Here is a 14,090-nt window from a genome sequence, read left to right as displayed (position 1 = left end):
AACAAAAACCATCAAAGTCTCAATAGAATTTTGCTACAGGTGCAATAATGAGAGCCACTTCAGAAGAGATAGCCATCTTTGTTGCTGTCGTTGAAAGCGGGAGCTTTAGCAGGGCGGCCGAACAGCTGGGGCAGGCTAATTCCGCCGTCAGCCGGGCGGTAAAAAAGCTGGAATCAAAACTTGGTGTCAGCCTGCTGAACCGTACGACCCGTCAGCTCAACCTGACCGAAGAAGGAGAGCGCTATTTTCGTCGCATGCAGGTCGTTCTGCAGGAAATGGCGGCGGCGGAGAATGAGCTTCTGGAGACACGAACGACGCCGAGGGGATTGTTGCGCGTTGACGCTGCTACGCCGGTGATGCTGCATTTTCTGATGCCGCTGGTGAAACCTTTCCGCGAGCGTTATCCGGAAATGACCCTGTCGCTGGTGTCATCAGAAACCTTTATCAATCTGATTGAGCGTAAAGTCGACGTCGCGATCCGTGCCGGTACGTTAACGGATTCGAGCCTTCGCGCCCGGCCGCTTTTTAACAGCTACCGCAAAATTATCGCCTCCCCGGACTACATTGCTCGCCGCGGTACGCCGAAAAATGTCGCTGACCTGAAAGATCACCTGTGCCTGGGCTTTACCGAGCCGGTCTCGTTGAATAGCTGGCCCGTCTCCTGCTGCGATGGTCAGTTGCTGGAAGTCAGCTGCGAGATATCCTCAAATAGTGGGGAAACCATAAAACAGCTGTGCCTTGCCGGTAACGGCATCGCCTGTTTATCGGATTATATGGTGAATCAGGAGATTGCGAGCGGGGAGTTTGTCGAGCTTCTTGCCGACAAGCGACTGCCGGTAGAGATGCCGTTTAGCGCCGTTTACTACAGCGACAGAGCGGTCAGCACCCGGATCAGGGCGTTTATTGATTTTCTCAGCGAGCATGTAAAACAGCTCCCGAAGGAGCTGTAGAGGGTTAAATAAGGGCTACAGAGAGTTAATTATTTTAATCCCACTCAGGGGCAAGACCTTCCGGGCTAACCAGGCGATCGTTGCAATCCAGCGCGGCGATCGCTTTGCGATCCTCCTCATCCAGCTGCAGATCCTGAGCCTTCAAATTACTCGCCAGATTTTCGCGCTTCGTGGAAGACGGGATCACGGCGTAGCCTTCACCTATCGCCCAGGCCAGAATCACCTGTGCCGGTGTCGCATTGTGTTTCGCGGCAATACGGGCGATCACTTCATCTTTTAGCGCCTTACCATAAGCCAGCGTCATGTAAGAGGTGATATGGATACCGTGTTCCGCGGCCCACTCCACCACCTTGCGGTTTTGCAGGTATGGCGAGAGCTCAATCTGATTGGTGGCGATATTTTCAGCGCCAACGGCGGCAATCGCACGTTCCATGAGCGGAATCGTAAAGTTAGAGATACCAATCTGGCGGGTCAGCCCCTGCTTTTTCGCGGCCAGCAGTGCAGGCATAAATGCTTCGACGGCAACGGTATCGTTCGGCGACGGCCAGTGGATCAACGTCAGATCGACATAATCTGTACGCAGCTTCTGCAGGCTCTCTTCAAGACTGGCGATAAGTTTTTCCGGACTCAGGTTCTCAATCCAGATTTTGGTGGTGATAAACAGCTCATCACGCGGCACACCGCTTTCTGCAATAGCCTGGCCGACAGCGGCCTCGTTATCATAAATCTGAGCGGTATCAATCGTACGGTAGCCCAGTTCCAGCGCCGTTTTTACCGATGCGATAACCACATCATCTTTCAGACGGAAGGTTCCAAGACCAAATGCAGGGATTGCCATAAAATTCCTCGTTTTTACTTAGTGTTAACTCATTGAGAATGATTATGGCTGAGGCGACGGAGGGGAAAAAGATCGATAAATGCAGAGGATTTTTGCTGAAACAGCAACAATAGTTCGACGGAAAAAGAAAAAGCCCTGAGCAAATGCTCAGGGCTTTTAATAAGTGGCGGAACGGACGGGACTCGAACCCGCGACCCCCTGCGTGACAGGCAGGTATTCTAACCGACTGAACTACCGCTCCACTGAATTCTGTTTTACTGCTACCGGTTGTCACCCCGGTTGACTACTTTAACTGTCGAACCACTCACAACATCGCTGTGATTGCGTTCTTAATTTGATGCCTGGCAGTTCCCTACTCTCACATGGGGAGACCCCACACTACCATCGGCGCTACGGCGTTTCACTTCTGAGTTCGGCATGGGGTCAGGTGGGACCACCGCGCTAGTGCCGCCAGGCAAATTCTGTTTTCACCCCGCATTCCTGCGTGATGAGTAATCTGTAATCAAACTGAAAATCTATTTCGTCTCTTCGCCAAAACAGCTTCGGCGTTGTAAGGTTAAGCCTCACGGTTCATTAGTATCGGTTAGCTCAACGTATCGCTACGCTTACACACCCGACCTATCAACGTCGTCGTCTTCAACGTTCCTTCAGGACCCTTAAAGGGTCAGGGAGAACTCATCTCGGGGCAAGTTTCGTGCTTAGATGCTTTCAGCACTTATCTCTTCCGCATTTAGCTACCGGGCAATGCCATTGGCATGACAACCCGAACACCAGTGATGCGTCCACTCCGGTCCTCTCGTACTAGGAGCAGCCCCCCTCAATTCTCCAGCGCCCACGGCAGATAGGGACCGAACTGTCTCACGACGTTCTAAACCCAGCTCGCGTACCACTTTAAATGGCGAACAGCCATACCCTTGGGACCTACTTCAGCCCCAGGATGTGATGAGCCGACATCGAGGTGCCAAACACCGCCGTCGATATGAACTCTTGGGCGGTATCAGCCTGTTATCCCCGGAGTACCTTTTATCCGTTGAGCGATGGCCCTTCCATTCAGAACCACCGGATCACTATGACCTGCTTTCGCACCTGCTCGCGCCGTCACGCTCGCAGTCAAGCTAGCTTATGCCATTGCACTAACCTCCTGATGTCCGACCAGGATTAGCTAACCTTCGTGCTCCTCCGTTACTCTTTGGGAGGAGACCGCCCCAGTCAAACTACCCACCAGACACTGTCCGCAACCCGGATGACGGGTCTACGTTAGAACACCAGCCATTAAAGGGTGGTATTTCAAGGTTGGCTCCATGCAGACTGGCGTCCACACTTCAAAGCCTCCCACCTATCCTACACATCAAGGACCAGTGTTCAGTGTCAAGCTATAGTAAAGGTTCACGGGGTCTTTCCGTCTTGCCGCGGGTACACTGCATCTTCACAGCGAGTTCAATTTCACTGAGTCTCGGGTGGAGACAGCCTGGCCATCATTACGCCATTCGTGCAGGTCGGAACTTACCCGACAAGGAATTTCGCTACCTAAGGACCGTTATAGTTACGGCCGCCGTTTACCGGGGCTTCGATCAAGAGCTTCTCCTTACGGATAACCCCATCAATTAACCTTCCGGCACCGGGCAGGCGTCACACCGTATACGTCCACTTTCGTGTTTGCACAGTGCTGTGTTTTTAATAAACAGTTGCAGCCAGCTGGTATCTTCGACTGAGTTCAGCTCCATGAGCAAGTCACTTCACTTACCATCAGCGTGCCTTCTCCCGAAGTTACGGCACCATTTTGCCTAGTTCCTTCACCCGAGTTCTCTCAAGCGCCTTGGTATTCTCTACCTGACCACCTGTGTCGGTTTGGGGTACGATTTGATGTTACCTGATGCTTAGAGGCTTTTCCTGGAAGCAGGGCATTTGTCACTTCAGCACCGTAGTGCCTCGTCATCACACCTCAGCGTTGAATAAACGACCGGATTTACCTAATCGTTCCGCCTACATGCTTAAACCGGGACAACCGTCGCCCGGCCGACATAGCCTTCTCCGTCCCCCCTTCGCAGTAACACCGAGTACAGGAATATTAACCTGTTTCCCATCGACTACGCCTTTCGGCCTCGCCTTAGGGGTCGACTCACCCTGCCCCGATTAACGTTGGACAGGAACCCTTGGTCTTCCGGCGAGCGGGCTTTTCACCCGCTTTATCGTTACTTATGTCAGCATTCGCACTTCTGATACCTCCAGCAACCCTCACAGGCCACCTTCAACGGCTTACAGAACGCTCCCCTACCCAACAACACATCGTGTCGCTGCCGCAGCTTCGGTGCATGGTTTAGCCCCGTTACATCTTCCGCGCAGGCCGACTCGACCAGTGAGCTATTACGCTTTCTTTAAATGATGGCTGCTTCTAAGCCAACATCCTGGCTGTCTGTGCCTTCCCACATCGTTTCCCACTTAACCATGACTTTGGGACCTTAGCTGGCGGTCTGGGTTGTTTCCCTCTTCACGACGGACGTTAGCACCCGCCGTGTGTCTCCCGTGATAACATTCTTCGGTATTCGTAGTTTGCATCGGGTTGGTAAGTCGGGATGACCCCCTAGCCGAAACAGTGCTCTACCCCCGAAGATGAGTTCACGAGGCGCTACCTAAATAGCTTTCGGGGAGAACCAGCTATCTCCCGGTTTGATTGGCCTTTCACCCCCAGCCACAAGTCATCCGCTAATTTTTCAACATTAGTCGGTTCGGTCCTCCAGTTAGTGTTACCCAACCTTCAACCTGCCCATGGCTAGATCACCGGGTTTCGGGTCTATACCCTGCAACTTAACGCCCAGTTAAGACTCGGTTTCCCTGCGGCTCCCCTATTCGGTTAAACTTGCTACAGAATATAAGTCGCTGACCCATTATACAAAAGGTACGCAGTCACCCCATAAAGAGGCTCCCACTGCTTGTACGTACACGGTTTCAGGTTCTTTTTCACTCCCCTCGCCGGGGTTCTTTTCGCCTTTCCCTCACGGTACTGGTTCACTATCGGTCAGTCAGGAGTATTTAGCCTTGGAGGATGGTCCCCCCATATTCAGACAGGATACCACGTGTCCCGCCCTACTCTTCGAACTCACAGCCTGTGCATTTTAGTGTACGGGAGTATCACCCTGTACCCTGCGACTTTCCAGACGCTTCCACTAACACACAAACTGATTCAGGTTCTGGGCTGCTCCCCGTTCGCTCGCCGCTACTGGGGGAATCTCGGTTGATTTCTTTTCCTCGGGGTACTTAGATGTTTCAGTTCCCCCGGTTCGCTTCGTTAAGCTATGTATTCACTTAACGATAGTGCAACGAATTGCACTGGGTTTCCCCATTCGGAAATCGCCGGTTATAACGGTTCATATCACCTTACCGACGCTTATCGCAGATTAGCACGTCCTTCATCGCCTCTGACTGCCAGGGCATCCACCGTGTACGCTTAGTCGCTTAACCTCACAACCCGAAACTGTTTCGTAAAACGGTTCGTGTTGCGAAAATTTGAGAGACTCGGACACACCGCTTATCTGTTCTTATTACGGAGAACATACACAGTGTGTCGTTTCAATTTTCAGCTTGATCCAGATTTTTAAAGAGCAAAACTTCGCAGCATACCTTTTCAGGTACACTCTGAAGTTTTCTTGTTGTGCAGCAGTAAAGGATGGTGGAGCTATGCGGGATCGAACCGCAGACCTCCTGCGTGCAAGGCAGGCGCTCTCCCAGCTGAGCTATAACCCCATCGTAAAATGCTAATCTCTGTATCCTAATTCGTTTCCGGGCAAGGCGCGGTGGTGCGAAGCATACTGAAGTATGCGAGCATCGCCGTAACACAGCACGGAGGCGAATTTGGTAGGCCTGAGTGGACTTGAACCACCGACCTCACCCTTATCAGGGGTGCGCTCTAACCACCTGAGCTACAAGCCTGCAGAGATTTTTACTGCTACTTTTTCATCAGACAATCTGTGTGAGCACTACAAAGGCAGGTTCTTTCAGGTAAGGAGGTGATCCAACCGCAGGTTCCCCTACGGTTACCTTGTTACGACTTCACCCCAGTCATGAATCACAAAGTGGTAAGCGCCCTCCCGAAGGTTAAGCTACCTACTTCTTTTGCAACCCACTCCCATGGTGTGACGGGCGGTGTGTACAAGGCCCGGGAACGTATTCACCGTAGCATTCTGATCTACGATTACTAGCGATTCCGACTTCATGGAGTCGAGTTGCAGACTCCAATCCGGACTACGACATACTTTATGAGGTCCGCTTGCTCTCGCGAGGTCGCTTCTCTTTGTATATGCCATTGTAGCACGTGTGTAGCCCTACTCGTAAGGGCCATGATGACTTGACGTCATCCCCACCTTCCTCCAGTTTATCACTGGCAGTCTCCTTTGAGTTCCCGGCCGGACCGCTGGCAACAAAGGATAAGGGTTGCGCTCGTTGCGGGACTTAACCCAACATTTCACAACACGAGCTGACGACAGCCATGCAGCACCTGTCTCAGAGTTCCCGAAGGCACCAAAGCATCTCTGCTAAGTTCTCTGGATGTCAAGAGTAGGTAAGGTTCTTCGCGTTGCATCGAATTAAACCACATGCTCCACCGCTTGTGCGGGCCCCCGTCAATTCATTTGAGTTTTAACCTTGCGGCCGTACTCCCCAGGCGGTCGACTTAACGCGTTAGCTCCGGAAGCCACTCCTCAAGGGAACAACCTCCAAGTCGACATCGTTTACAGCGTGGACTACCAGGGTATCTAATCCTGTTTGCTCCCCACGCTTTCGCACCTGAGCGTCAGTCTTTGTCCAGGGGGCCGCCTTCGCCACCGGTATTCCTCCAGATCTCTACGCATTTCACCGCTACACCTGGAATTCTACCCCCCTCTACAAGACTCAAGCCTGCCAGTTTCAAATGCAGTTCCCAGGTTGAGCCCGGGGATTTCACATCTGACTTAACAGACCGCCTGCGTGCGCTTTACGCCCAGTAATTCCGATTAACGCTTGCACCCTCCGTATTACCGCGGCTGCTGGCACGGAGTTAGCCGGTGCTTCTTCTGCGAGTAACGTCAATCGATGAGGTTATTAACCTCACCGCCTTCCTCCTCGCTGAAAGTACTTTACAACCCGAAGGCCTTCTTCATACACGCGGCATGGCTGCATCAGGCTTGCGCCCATTGTGCAATATTCCCCACTGCTGCCTCCCGTAGGAGTCTGGACCGTGTCTCAGTTCCAGTGTGGCTGGTCATCCTCTCAGACCAGCTAGGGATCGTCGCCTAGGTGAGCCGTTACCCCACCTACTAGCTAATCCCATCTGGGCACATCTGATGGCATGAGGCCCGAAGGTCCCCCACTTTGGTCTTGCGACGTTATGCGGTATTAGCTACCGTTTCCAGTAGTTATCCCCCTCCATCAGGCAGTTTCCCAGACATTACTCACCCGTCCGCCACTCGTCACCCGAGAGCAAGCTCTCTGTGCTACCGTTCGACTTGCATGTGTTAGGCCTGCCGCCAGCGTTCAATCTGAGCCATGATCAAACTCTTCAATTTAAGTTTGATGCTCATGAATTAAACTTCGTAATGAATTACGTATGTTCACTCACTGAGACTTGGTATTCATTTTTCGTCCGAGGACGTTAAGAATCCATGTCACTTTGAGTGCCCACACAGATTGTCTGATAAATTGTTAAAGAGCAGTTGCGACGCGCTTTAGCGCTCTGTCGCGAGGTCCCGTATAATACGTTTTCCTCATTCAGAGTCAACCTCATTTTTCAGAAGTTTTCTCTTTCAACCCGGCGGCTTGTCTGCCGTTGTTCCGTGTCGATGGAGGCGCATTATAGGGAGCCGAACGGGAATGACAAGCGGAAAAATGCATTTTTATTTCAACCGCTCATCTTTTGTACTTAACGCCTATTTTTGCTGCTTTTTGATGGCTTCCGGCAGGTCTGCCAGGCTATTCAGCACCCAGTCGGCGGCCTTTTCCGCTTCCGGCGTGACCGGCTTACCGGTACGAACCAGGACTTTAGTCCCAATAGATGCGGCGGCAGCGGCCTGCATATCTTCCACTTTATCGCCAACCATATAAGAAGCGGCCATATCTATGTGCAGATAGTCGCGCGCCGAGATCAGCATCCCCGGTTGCGGCTTGCGGCAATCACAGGTCTGACGAAACTCTTCAACCGTCCCCTGCGGGTGGTGCGGACAGTAATAGATGCCGTCCAGGTCGATACCGCGATCGGCCAGAGACCAGTCCATCCATTCGGTCAGCGTTTCAAACTGCGCTTCCGTGAACTTACCGCGCGCAATGCCGGACTGATTGGTGACCACCACCAGGGCGAATCCCATCTCCTTTAACTGACGCATCGCGTCAATGACGCCATCGATAAATTCAAAGTTGTCGATTTCGTGGACATAGCCATGATCGACATTAATCGTGCCGTCACGGTCGAGAAAAATTGCGGGTACTGACTTTGCCACCGGTTTACTCCTGATAAAGGCTAGTCTGATTAGTATCGCATGTTTCTGGAGGCAAGAAAGTGCTCATTATACAGAGGCAGATTGATTTAGACGTCTGGATGCCTTAACATCCATTTCATTGACAGGCATCGCCTGAACACGGCAGAAGAAAATGCCACGGCAAACGGCTAAACGATAATAAATAACTGATGATTAAACTTTCGAATATCACCAAAGTGTTCCAGCAGGGGAATCGCACTATACAGGCGCTGAATAATGTCAGCCTGCATGTCCCTGCCGGACAAATTTATGGCGTGATCGGCGCATCCGGCGCCGGTAAAAGTACGTTGATTCGCTGCGTTAACCTGCTTGAACGTCCGACCGAAGGCAGTGTCCAGGTTGGCGGCCAGGAGTTGACAGCGCTGTCTGAAAAAGAGCTGACCCGCGCGCGTCGCCAGATTGGCATGATTTTCCAGCACTTTAACCTGCTGGCCTCGCGCACCGTCTTCGGCAATGTGGCGCTTCCGCTGGAACTGGACAATACCCCGCAGGCGGAGATTAAACGCCGCGTCACTGAACTGCTGGATCTGGTCGGTCTTGCCGATAAACATGACAGCTACCCGGCGAACCTTTCCGGCGGCCAGAAACAGCGTGTGGCGATTGCTCGCGCGCTGGCAAGCAACCCGAAGGTGCTGCTGTGTGACGAAGCCACCAGCGCCCTGGACCCGGCAACCACGCGCTCCATTCTGGAGCTGCTGAAAGATATCAACCGTCGTCTGGGCCTGACTATTCTGCTGATTACGCACGAGATGGATGTCGTCAAACGCATCTGCGATTGCGTCGCGGTTATCAGCAATGGCCAGTTGATCGAGCAGGATACGGTGAGTGAGGTCTTCTCTCACCCGAAAACCCCGCTGGCCCAGCAATTTATTCAATCCACGCTGCATCTGGATATTCCGGACGACTACCAGGCACGCCTGAAGCCGACCGCGCTGCCCGATAGCGTTCCTATGCTGCGCATGGAGTTCACCGGCCATTCTGTCGACGCTCCGCTGCTCTCTGAAACCGCCCGTCGCTTTAATGTAAATAACAACATTATTAGCGCGCAGATGGATTACGCCGGCGGCGTGAAGTTCGGCATCATGCTGACTGAGATGCACGGCACGCAGGAAGATACCCAGGCGGCTATCGCCTGGTTGCAGGAACACCATGTAAAAGTAGAGGTACTGGGATATGTCTGAGGCAATGATTTGGCTGCTGTTGCGCGGCGTGTGGGAAACGCTGGCCATGACGTTCGTCTCCGGCTTTTTCGGTTTCGTTATCGGCCTGCCGGTAGGTGTGCTGCTGTACGTCACCCGCCCAGGACAGATTGTCGCCAACGCAAAACTGTACCGGACGCTGTCCGCGCTGGTTAACATTTTCCGTTCCATTCCTTTCATTATCCTGCTGGTGTGGATGATTCCTTTCACCCGCGTGATTGTCGGTACGTCCATTGGGCTGCAGGCCGCCATTGTGCCGCTGACGGTTGGCGCGGCGCCGTTTATCGCCCGTATGGTGGAAAATGCGCTGCTGGAAATTCCAACCGGGCTTATCGAGGCATCCCGCGCGATGGGTGCCACGCCGATACAGATCGTGCGTAAAGTGCTGCTGCCTGAAGCGCTGCCGGGTCTGGTCAACGCCGCAACCATCACCCTCATTACGCTGGTCGGCTATTCCGCGATGGGCGGGGCGGTGGGCGCCGGCGGTCTGGGGCAGATTGGCTATCAGTACGGCTATATCGGCTACAACGCTACGGTAATGAATACCGTGCTGGTATTACTGGTTATTCTGGTTTATTTAATCCAATTCTCTGGCGATCGCATCGTCCGGGCTGTGACTCACAAATAACATTATCTACACCACCTCATTGGGCCGTCTTCGCGCGACCCAATGACTCGTGTATACACAGACTCTTACAGAAGGAAATAACATGGCCTTTAATTTCAAAACCTTTGCGGCAGTCGGCGCATTAATCGGTTCTCTGGCTCTGGTAGGTTGTGGTCAGGATGAAAAAGATCCGAACCACATTAAAGTCGGCGTCATCGTGGGTGCCGAGCAGCAGGTTGCTGAAGTGGCACAAAAAGTGGCGAAAGAGAAATACGGTCTCGATGTTGAGCTGGTGACCTTTAACGATTACGTTCTGCCGAACGAAGCATTGAGCAAAGGCGATATCGACGTGAACGCCTTCCAGCACAAACCGTACCTCGATCAGCAAATTAAAGACCGTGGCTACAAACTGGTTGCCGTGGGCAACTCTTTTGTCTATCCGATTGCCGGTTATTCCAAAAAAATCAAATCACTGGATGAGCTGCAGCCGGGCTCCCAGATTGCCATTCCTAACGATCCGACCAACCTCGGTCGTTCCCTGCTGCTGCTGCAACAGGTGGGCCTTATCAAACTGAAAGAAGGCGTAGGTCTGCTGCCGACCGCCCTGGATATCATTGAAAACCCGAAAAACCTGAAGATTGTTGAGCTGGAAGCACCGCAGTTGCCGCGTTCCCTCGACGATGCACAGATTGCGCTGGCAGTCATCAACACCACCTACGCCAGCCAGATCGGCCTGACCCCGGCCAAAGACGGTATTTTCGTAGAAGATAAAGACTCCCCGTACGTAAACCTGATTGTTGCTCGTGAAGACAACAAAGATGCGGAAAATGTTAAGAAATTTGTTCAGGCTTACCAGAGCGATGAAGTTTATGAAGCCGCTAACAAAATCTTTAACGGCGGTGCAGTGAAAGGCTGGTAATCTCTGTTCACCGTAATATCATTCAGGACGGGCTTTATGCCCGTCTTGTCATTTATGCAAGCGCCTGATTCAATAGCGCCCTGTTTGATCTTTTATTGAGGAAATACTATGCGTGCTTTACCGGTCTGTTTATTAGCACTCATGTTAAGCGGCTGTTCCATGCTAAGCAGATCTCCCGTCGAGCCTGTACAAAGTACCGCAACCGCACCGGCTAAAACGGAACCAGCCAAACCGAAAGCCGTACGCCCGGCGCCAGTAAGAATTTATACCGATGCCTCCGCACTGGTCGGGAAGCCATTTCGCGATCTCGGTGAGGTGACCGGCGAATCATGCCAGGCCAGCAATCAGGACTCGCCGCCCAATATCCCAACCGCACGCAAGCGTCTGCAAATCAACGCCGCGAGAATGAAAGCCAACGCGGTCCTTCTGCACCGCTGTGAAGTCACCAGCGGCACGCCAGGTTGCTATCGCCAGGCCGTTTGCCTGGGGTCAGCGCTTGATGTCTCGGCGCAATGAGTGCTTTTCAGTTTACGCAGATAGGCGTTATTCGCTCGCCATATAAAGAAAAATTTGCCGTCCCGCGCCAGCCAGGCCTGGTCAAACATGGCGGCGGCGAATTGCATCTGCTGCCCCCTTATAACCAGGCTGATGCCGTACGCGGTCTGGAAGCATTCAGTCATCTGTGGGTGCTGTTTGTTTTCCATCAGACGATGGAAGGCGGCTGGCGACCCACCGTGCGCCCACCTCGCCTCGGCGGCAATGCGCGCATGGGCGTGTTCGCTACGCGTTCGACGTTTCGCCCGAATCCCATTGGGATGTCGCTGGTTGAGCTCAAGGGCATCCGTTGCCATAAAGATCGGGTCATCCTGGAGCTTGGCAGTCTGGATCTGGTTGACGGTACGCCGGTCGTCGATATCAAACCCTATCTTCCGTTTGCCGAAGCGCTGCCGGATGCCAGCGCCAGCTACGCCCAGCAGGCGCCGCAGGCGGAGATGGCGGTCAGCTTTACCCCTGAAACGCAGGCGCAGCTCTTCGCCCTGGAAAAGCGCTATCCGCACCTTAAAGCGTTCATCTGCGAGGTGCTGGCGCAGGATCCGCGGCCGGCCTATCGTAAAGAGGAAGAAGCGGGAAAAACCTATGCCGTCTGGCTGCTCGATTTTAACGTCCGCTGGCGGGTGATTCCGTCCGGTTTTGAAGTCTTTTCCCTTGAAGCGCGCTAATTTTATTTTCCTCTCTTTTGGCATCTTTGCCACACTGGTAAACTAAACCACTTTTTTGTTTCAGGCTGGTCCCCCAGCCTGTTCCGATCGTCCAAATGGAACCGTAACAACATGCGTACTAGCCAATACCTGCTCTCCACTCAAAAGGAGACACCTGCCGACGCCGAAGTCATCAGCCATCAGTTGATGCTGCGCGCCGGGATGATCCGCAAGCTGGCCTCCGGGTTGTATACCTGGCTGCCGACCGGTCTGCGCGTCCTGAAAAAAGTCGAAAACATCGTGCGTGAAGAGATGAACAACGCCGGTGCCATCGAGGTGTCCATGCCGGTAGTTCAGCCAGCGGACCTGTGGCAGGAGAGCGGTCGCTGGGAACAGTATGGTCCGGAACTGCTGCGTTTCGTTGACCGTGGCGATCGTCCGTTTGTGCTCGGCCCGACGCATGAAGAGGTCATTACCGACCTGATCCGTAACGAACTGAACTCTTATAAGCAGCTGCCGCTGAACTTCTTCCAGATTCAGACCAAGTTCCGTGACGAAGTTCGCCCGCGCTTTGGCGTGATGCGCTCCCGCGAGTTCCTGATGAAAGATGCCTACTCTTTCCACACCTCTCAGGAATCGCTGCAAGAGACCTACGATGCGATGTATGCCGCCTACAGCAAAATCTTCACCCGTATGGGTCTCGATTTCCGCGCGGTACAGGCTGATACCGGTTCAATCGGCGGTAGTGCTTCTCATGAGTTCCAGGTTCTGGCGCAGAGCGGCGAAGATGACGTGATCTTCTCTGACAGCTCCGACTTTGCGGCCAATATTGAGTTTGCGGAAGCGATCGCGCCGAAAGCGCCGCGCGCAGCGGCCACTCAGGAGATGACCCTGGTCGATACGCCGAATGCGAAAACCATCGCCGAGCTGGTTGAGCAGTTCAACCTGCCGGTTGAGAAAACCGTCAAAACGCTGCTGGTCAAAGCCGTTGAAGGCAGCAGCTATCCGCTGGTTGCCCTGCTGGTGCGCGGCGACCATGAGCTGAACGAAGTGAAGGCAGAAAAACTGGCGCAGGTTGCCAGCCCGCTGACTTTCGCCACCGAAGAAGAGATCCGCGCTATCGTCAAAGCGGGCCCTGGCTCTCTCGGTCCGGTCAACATGACGGTTCCGCTGGTTATCGACCGTACCGTGGCGGCCATGAGCGATTTCGCTGCCGGCGCCAATATCGATGGCAAACACTACTTCGGTATTAACTGGGATCGCGATGTGGCGACCCCGGAAGTCGCTGATATCCGTAATGTTGTCGCCGGCGATCCGAGCCCGGATGGTCAGGGCACGCTGCTGATTAAGCGTGGCATCGAAGTGGGTCACATCTTCCAGTTGGGGACCAAGTACTCCCAGGCGATGAACGCCTCGGTGCAGGGTGAAGACGGTCGTAACCAGGTGCTGACGATGGGCTGCTACGGTATCGGGGTAACCCGCGTGGTGGCTGCCGCCATTGAGCAGAACCATGACGATCGCGGTATTATCTGGCCAGACGCGATTGCACCGTTCCAGGTCGCCATCCTGCCGATGAACATGCACAAATCCTACCGCGTGCAGGAACTGGCAGAGAAGCTGTATAGCGAACTGCGCGCACAGGGCATCGAAGTGCTGATGGACGATCGTAAAGAGCGTCCGGGCGTGATGTTTGCCGATATGGAGCTGATTGGTATTCCGCATACCATCGTGCTCGGCGATCGCAACCTCGACAATGACGATATTGAATACAAATATCGTCGCAACGGCGAGAAGCAGCTGATCAAAACCGGCGATATCGTGAATTACCTGGTTAACGCTATCAAAGGCTGACCCCACCGCTAAACGTAAAAGGCC

At 53.5% G+C, this 14,090-nt stretch carries 9 protein-coding genes, 3 tRNA genes and 3 rRNA genes; 7 read left to right on the top strand and 8 right to left on the bottom strand.

What is annotated here, in order from left to right; translation table 11 throughout:
• Positions 1-47 precede the first annotated feature (47 nt).
• Positions 48-950, top strand: coding sequence for a DNA-binding transcriptional regulator YafC (gene yafC, locus FNY10_RS18825; RefSeq protein ID WP_160702265.1), 903 nt, complete (start codon positions 48-50; stop codon positions 948-950).
• A gap of 34 nt (positions 951-984) precedes the next feature.
• Here the strand turns inward: yafC and dkgB are convergent, their stop codons facing one another.
• From dkgB to gmhB, 8 genes are all read right to left on the bottom strand, one after another.
• Positions 985-1,788 carry a 2,5-didehydrogluconate reductase DkgB gene (gene dkgB, locus FNY10_RS18820; protein ID WP_131050784.1) on the bottom strand — a complete coding sequence of 268 codons (804 nt, stop codon included), beginning with the start codon at positions 1,786-1,788 and terminating at the stop codon, positions 985-987.
• 164 nt (positions 1,789-1,952) lie between these two features.
• A tRNA-Asp gene (locus FNY10_RS18815) sits at positions 1,953-2,029 on the bottom strand.
• A 98-nt stretch (positions 2,030-2,127) separates the two neighbouring features.
• Positions 2,128-2,243: ribosomal RNA gene (rrf, locus tag FNY10_RS18810) — 5S ribosomal RNA — on the bottom strand.
• A gap of 97 nt (positions 2,244-2,340) precedes the next feature.
• Positions 2,341-5,247, bottom strand: a 23S ribosomal RNA gene (locus tag FNY10_RS18805).
• A gap of 206 nt (positions 5,248-5,453) precedes the next feature.
• Positions 5,454-5,529, bottom strand: a tRNA-Ala gene (locus tag FNY10_RS18800).
• Between the two features lie 109 nt (positions 5,530-5,638).
• Positions 5,639-5,715: transfer RNA gene (locus FNY10_RS18795), tRNA-Ile, on the bottom strand.
• Positions 5,716-5,785: 70 nt separating this feature from the next.
• Positions 5,786-7,325: ribosomal RNA gene (locus FNY10_RS18790) — 16S ribosomal RNA — on the bottom strand.
• Together the 16S, 23S and 5S rRNA genes with 3 tRNA genes alongside form the textbook arrangement of a ribosomal RNA operon.
• A gap of 360 nt (positions 7,326-7,685) precedes the next feature.
• On the bottom strand, positions 7,686-8,252 hold the full coding sequence (gene gmhB, locus FNY10_RS18785; protein WP_131049287.1) for a D-glycero-beta-D-manno-heptose 1,7-bisphosphate 7-phosphatase: 567 nt from the start codon (positions 8,250-8,252) through the stop codon (positions 7,686-7,688).
• 188 nt (positions 8,253-8,440) lie between these two features.
• Here gmhB and metN point away from each other — a divergent pair, with 188 nt between their 5' ends.
• The 6 genes from metN (at position 8,441) to proS (ending at position 14,066) form a co-directional block, all read left to right on the top strand.
• Positions 8,441-9,472 (top strand): methionine ABC transporter ATP-binding protein MetN, encoded by a 1,032-nt coding sequence (gene metN, locus FNY10_RS18780; RefSeq protein WP_131049286.1) that lies wholly within the window; start codon positions 8,441-8,443, stop codon positions 9,470-9,472.
• Positions 9,465-10,118 (top strand): methionine ABC transporter permease MetI, encoded by a 654-nt coding sequence (locus FNY10_RS18775; RefSeq protein ID WP_100682475.1) that lies wholly within the window; start codon positions 9,465-9,467, stop codon positions 10,116-10,118. The genes metN and FNY10_RS18775 overlap by 8 nt, the downstream gene beginning before the upstream one ends.
• Positions 10,119-10,200: 82 nt before the next feature.
• On the top strand, positions 10,201-11,016 hold the full coding sequence (gene metQ, locus FNY10_RS18770; RefSeq protein ID WP_100682476.1) for a methionine ABC transporter substrate-binding lipoprotein MetQ: 816 nt from the start codon (positions 10,201-10,203) through the stop codon (positions 11,014-11,016).
• 108 nt (positions 11,017-11,124) lie between these two features.
• Entirely contained in the window at positions 11,125-11,532 is a 408-nt protein-coding gene (rcsF, locus tag FNY10_RS18765) for an Rcs stress response system protein RcsF (RefSeq protein ID WP_131049285.1), read from the top strand.
• Positions 11,529-12,236: a tRNA (N6-threonylcarbamoyladenosine(37)-N6)-methyltransferase TrmO gene (tsaA, locus tag FNY10_RS18760; RefSeq protein WP_100682478.1), complete on the top strand. Its 708-nt coding sequence runs from the start codon at positions 11,529-11,531 to the stop codon at positions 12,234-12,236. The genes rcsF and tsaA overlap by 4 nt, the downstream gene beginning before the upstream one ends.
• A gap of 111 nt (positions 12,237-12,347) precedes the next feature.
• Positions 12,348-14,066 (top strand): proline--tRNA ligase, encoded by a 1,719-nt coding sequence (gene proS / locus FNY10_RS18755; RefSeq protein WP_131049283.1) that lies wholly within the window; start codon positions 12,348-12,350, stop codon positions 14,064-14,066.
• Positions 14,067-14,090 lie beyond the last annotated feature (24 nt).

Source organism: Klebsiella sp. Lac1, from assembly GCF_009825425.1.
Lineage (GTDB): Bacteria > Pseudomonadota > Gammaproteobacteria > Enterobacterales > Enterobacteriaceae > Klebsiella > Klebsiella electrica.
The sequence above is the reverse complement of the archived record's forward strand: the minus strand, read 5'-3'. Positions and strand labels throughout refer to the sequence as shown.

What these genes read in the sequence shown, in the direction of transcription:
- dkgB (WP_131050784.1), bottom strand. Translation starts at nt 1,788, where the DNA reads ATGGCAATCCCTGCATTTGGTCTTGGAACCTTCCGTCTGAAAGATGAT.
- yafC (WP_160702265.1), top strand. Translation starts at nt 48, where the DNA reads ATGAGAGCCACTTCAGAAGAGATAGCCATCTTTGTTGCTGTCGTTGAA.
- FNY10_RS18775 (WP_100682475.1), top strand. Translation starts at nt 9,465, where the DNA reads ATGTCTGAGGCAATGATTTGGCTGCTGTTGCGCGGCGTGTGGGAAACG.
- metN (WP_131049286.1), top strand. Translation starts at nt 8,441, where the DNA reads ATGATTAAACTTTCGAATATCACCAAAGTGTTCCAGCAGGGGAATCGC.
- tsaA (WP_100682478.1), top strand. Translation starts at nt 11,529, where the DNA reads ATGAGTGCTTTTCAGTTTACGCAGATAGGCGTTATTCGCTCGCCATAT.
- metQ (WP_100682476.1), top strand. Translation starts at nt 10,201, where the DNA reads ATGGCCTTTAATTTCAAAACCTTTGCGGCAGTCGGCGCATTAATCGGT.
- proS (WP_131049283.1), top strand. Translation starts at nt 12,348, where the DNA reads ATGCGTACTAGCCAATACCTGCTCTCCACTCAAAAGGAGACACCTGCC.
- rcsF (WP_131049285.1), top strand. Translation starts at nt 11,125, where the DNA reads ATGCGTGCTTTACCGGTCTGTTTATTAGCACTCATGTTAAGCGGCTGT.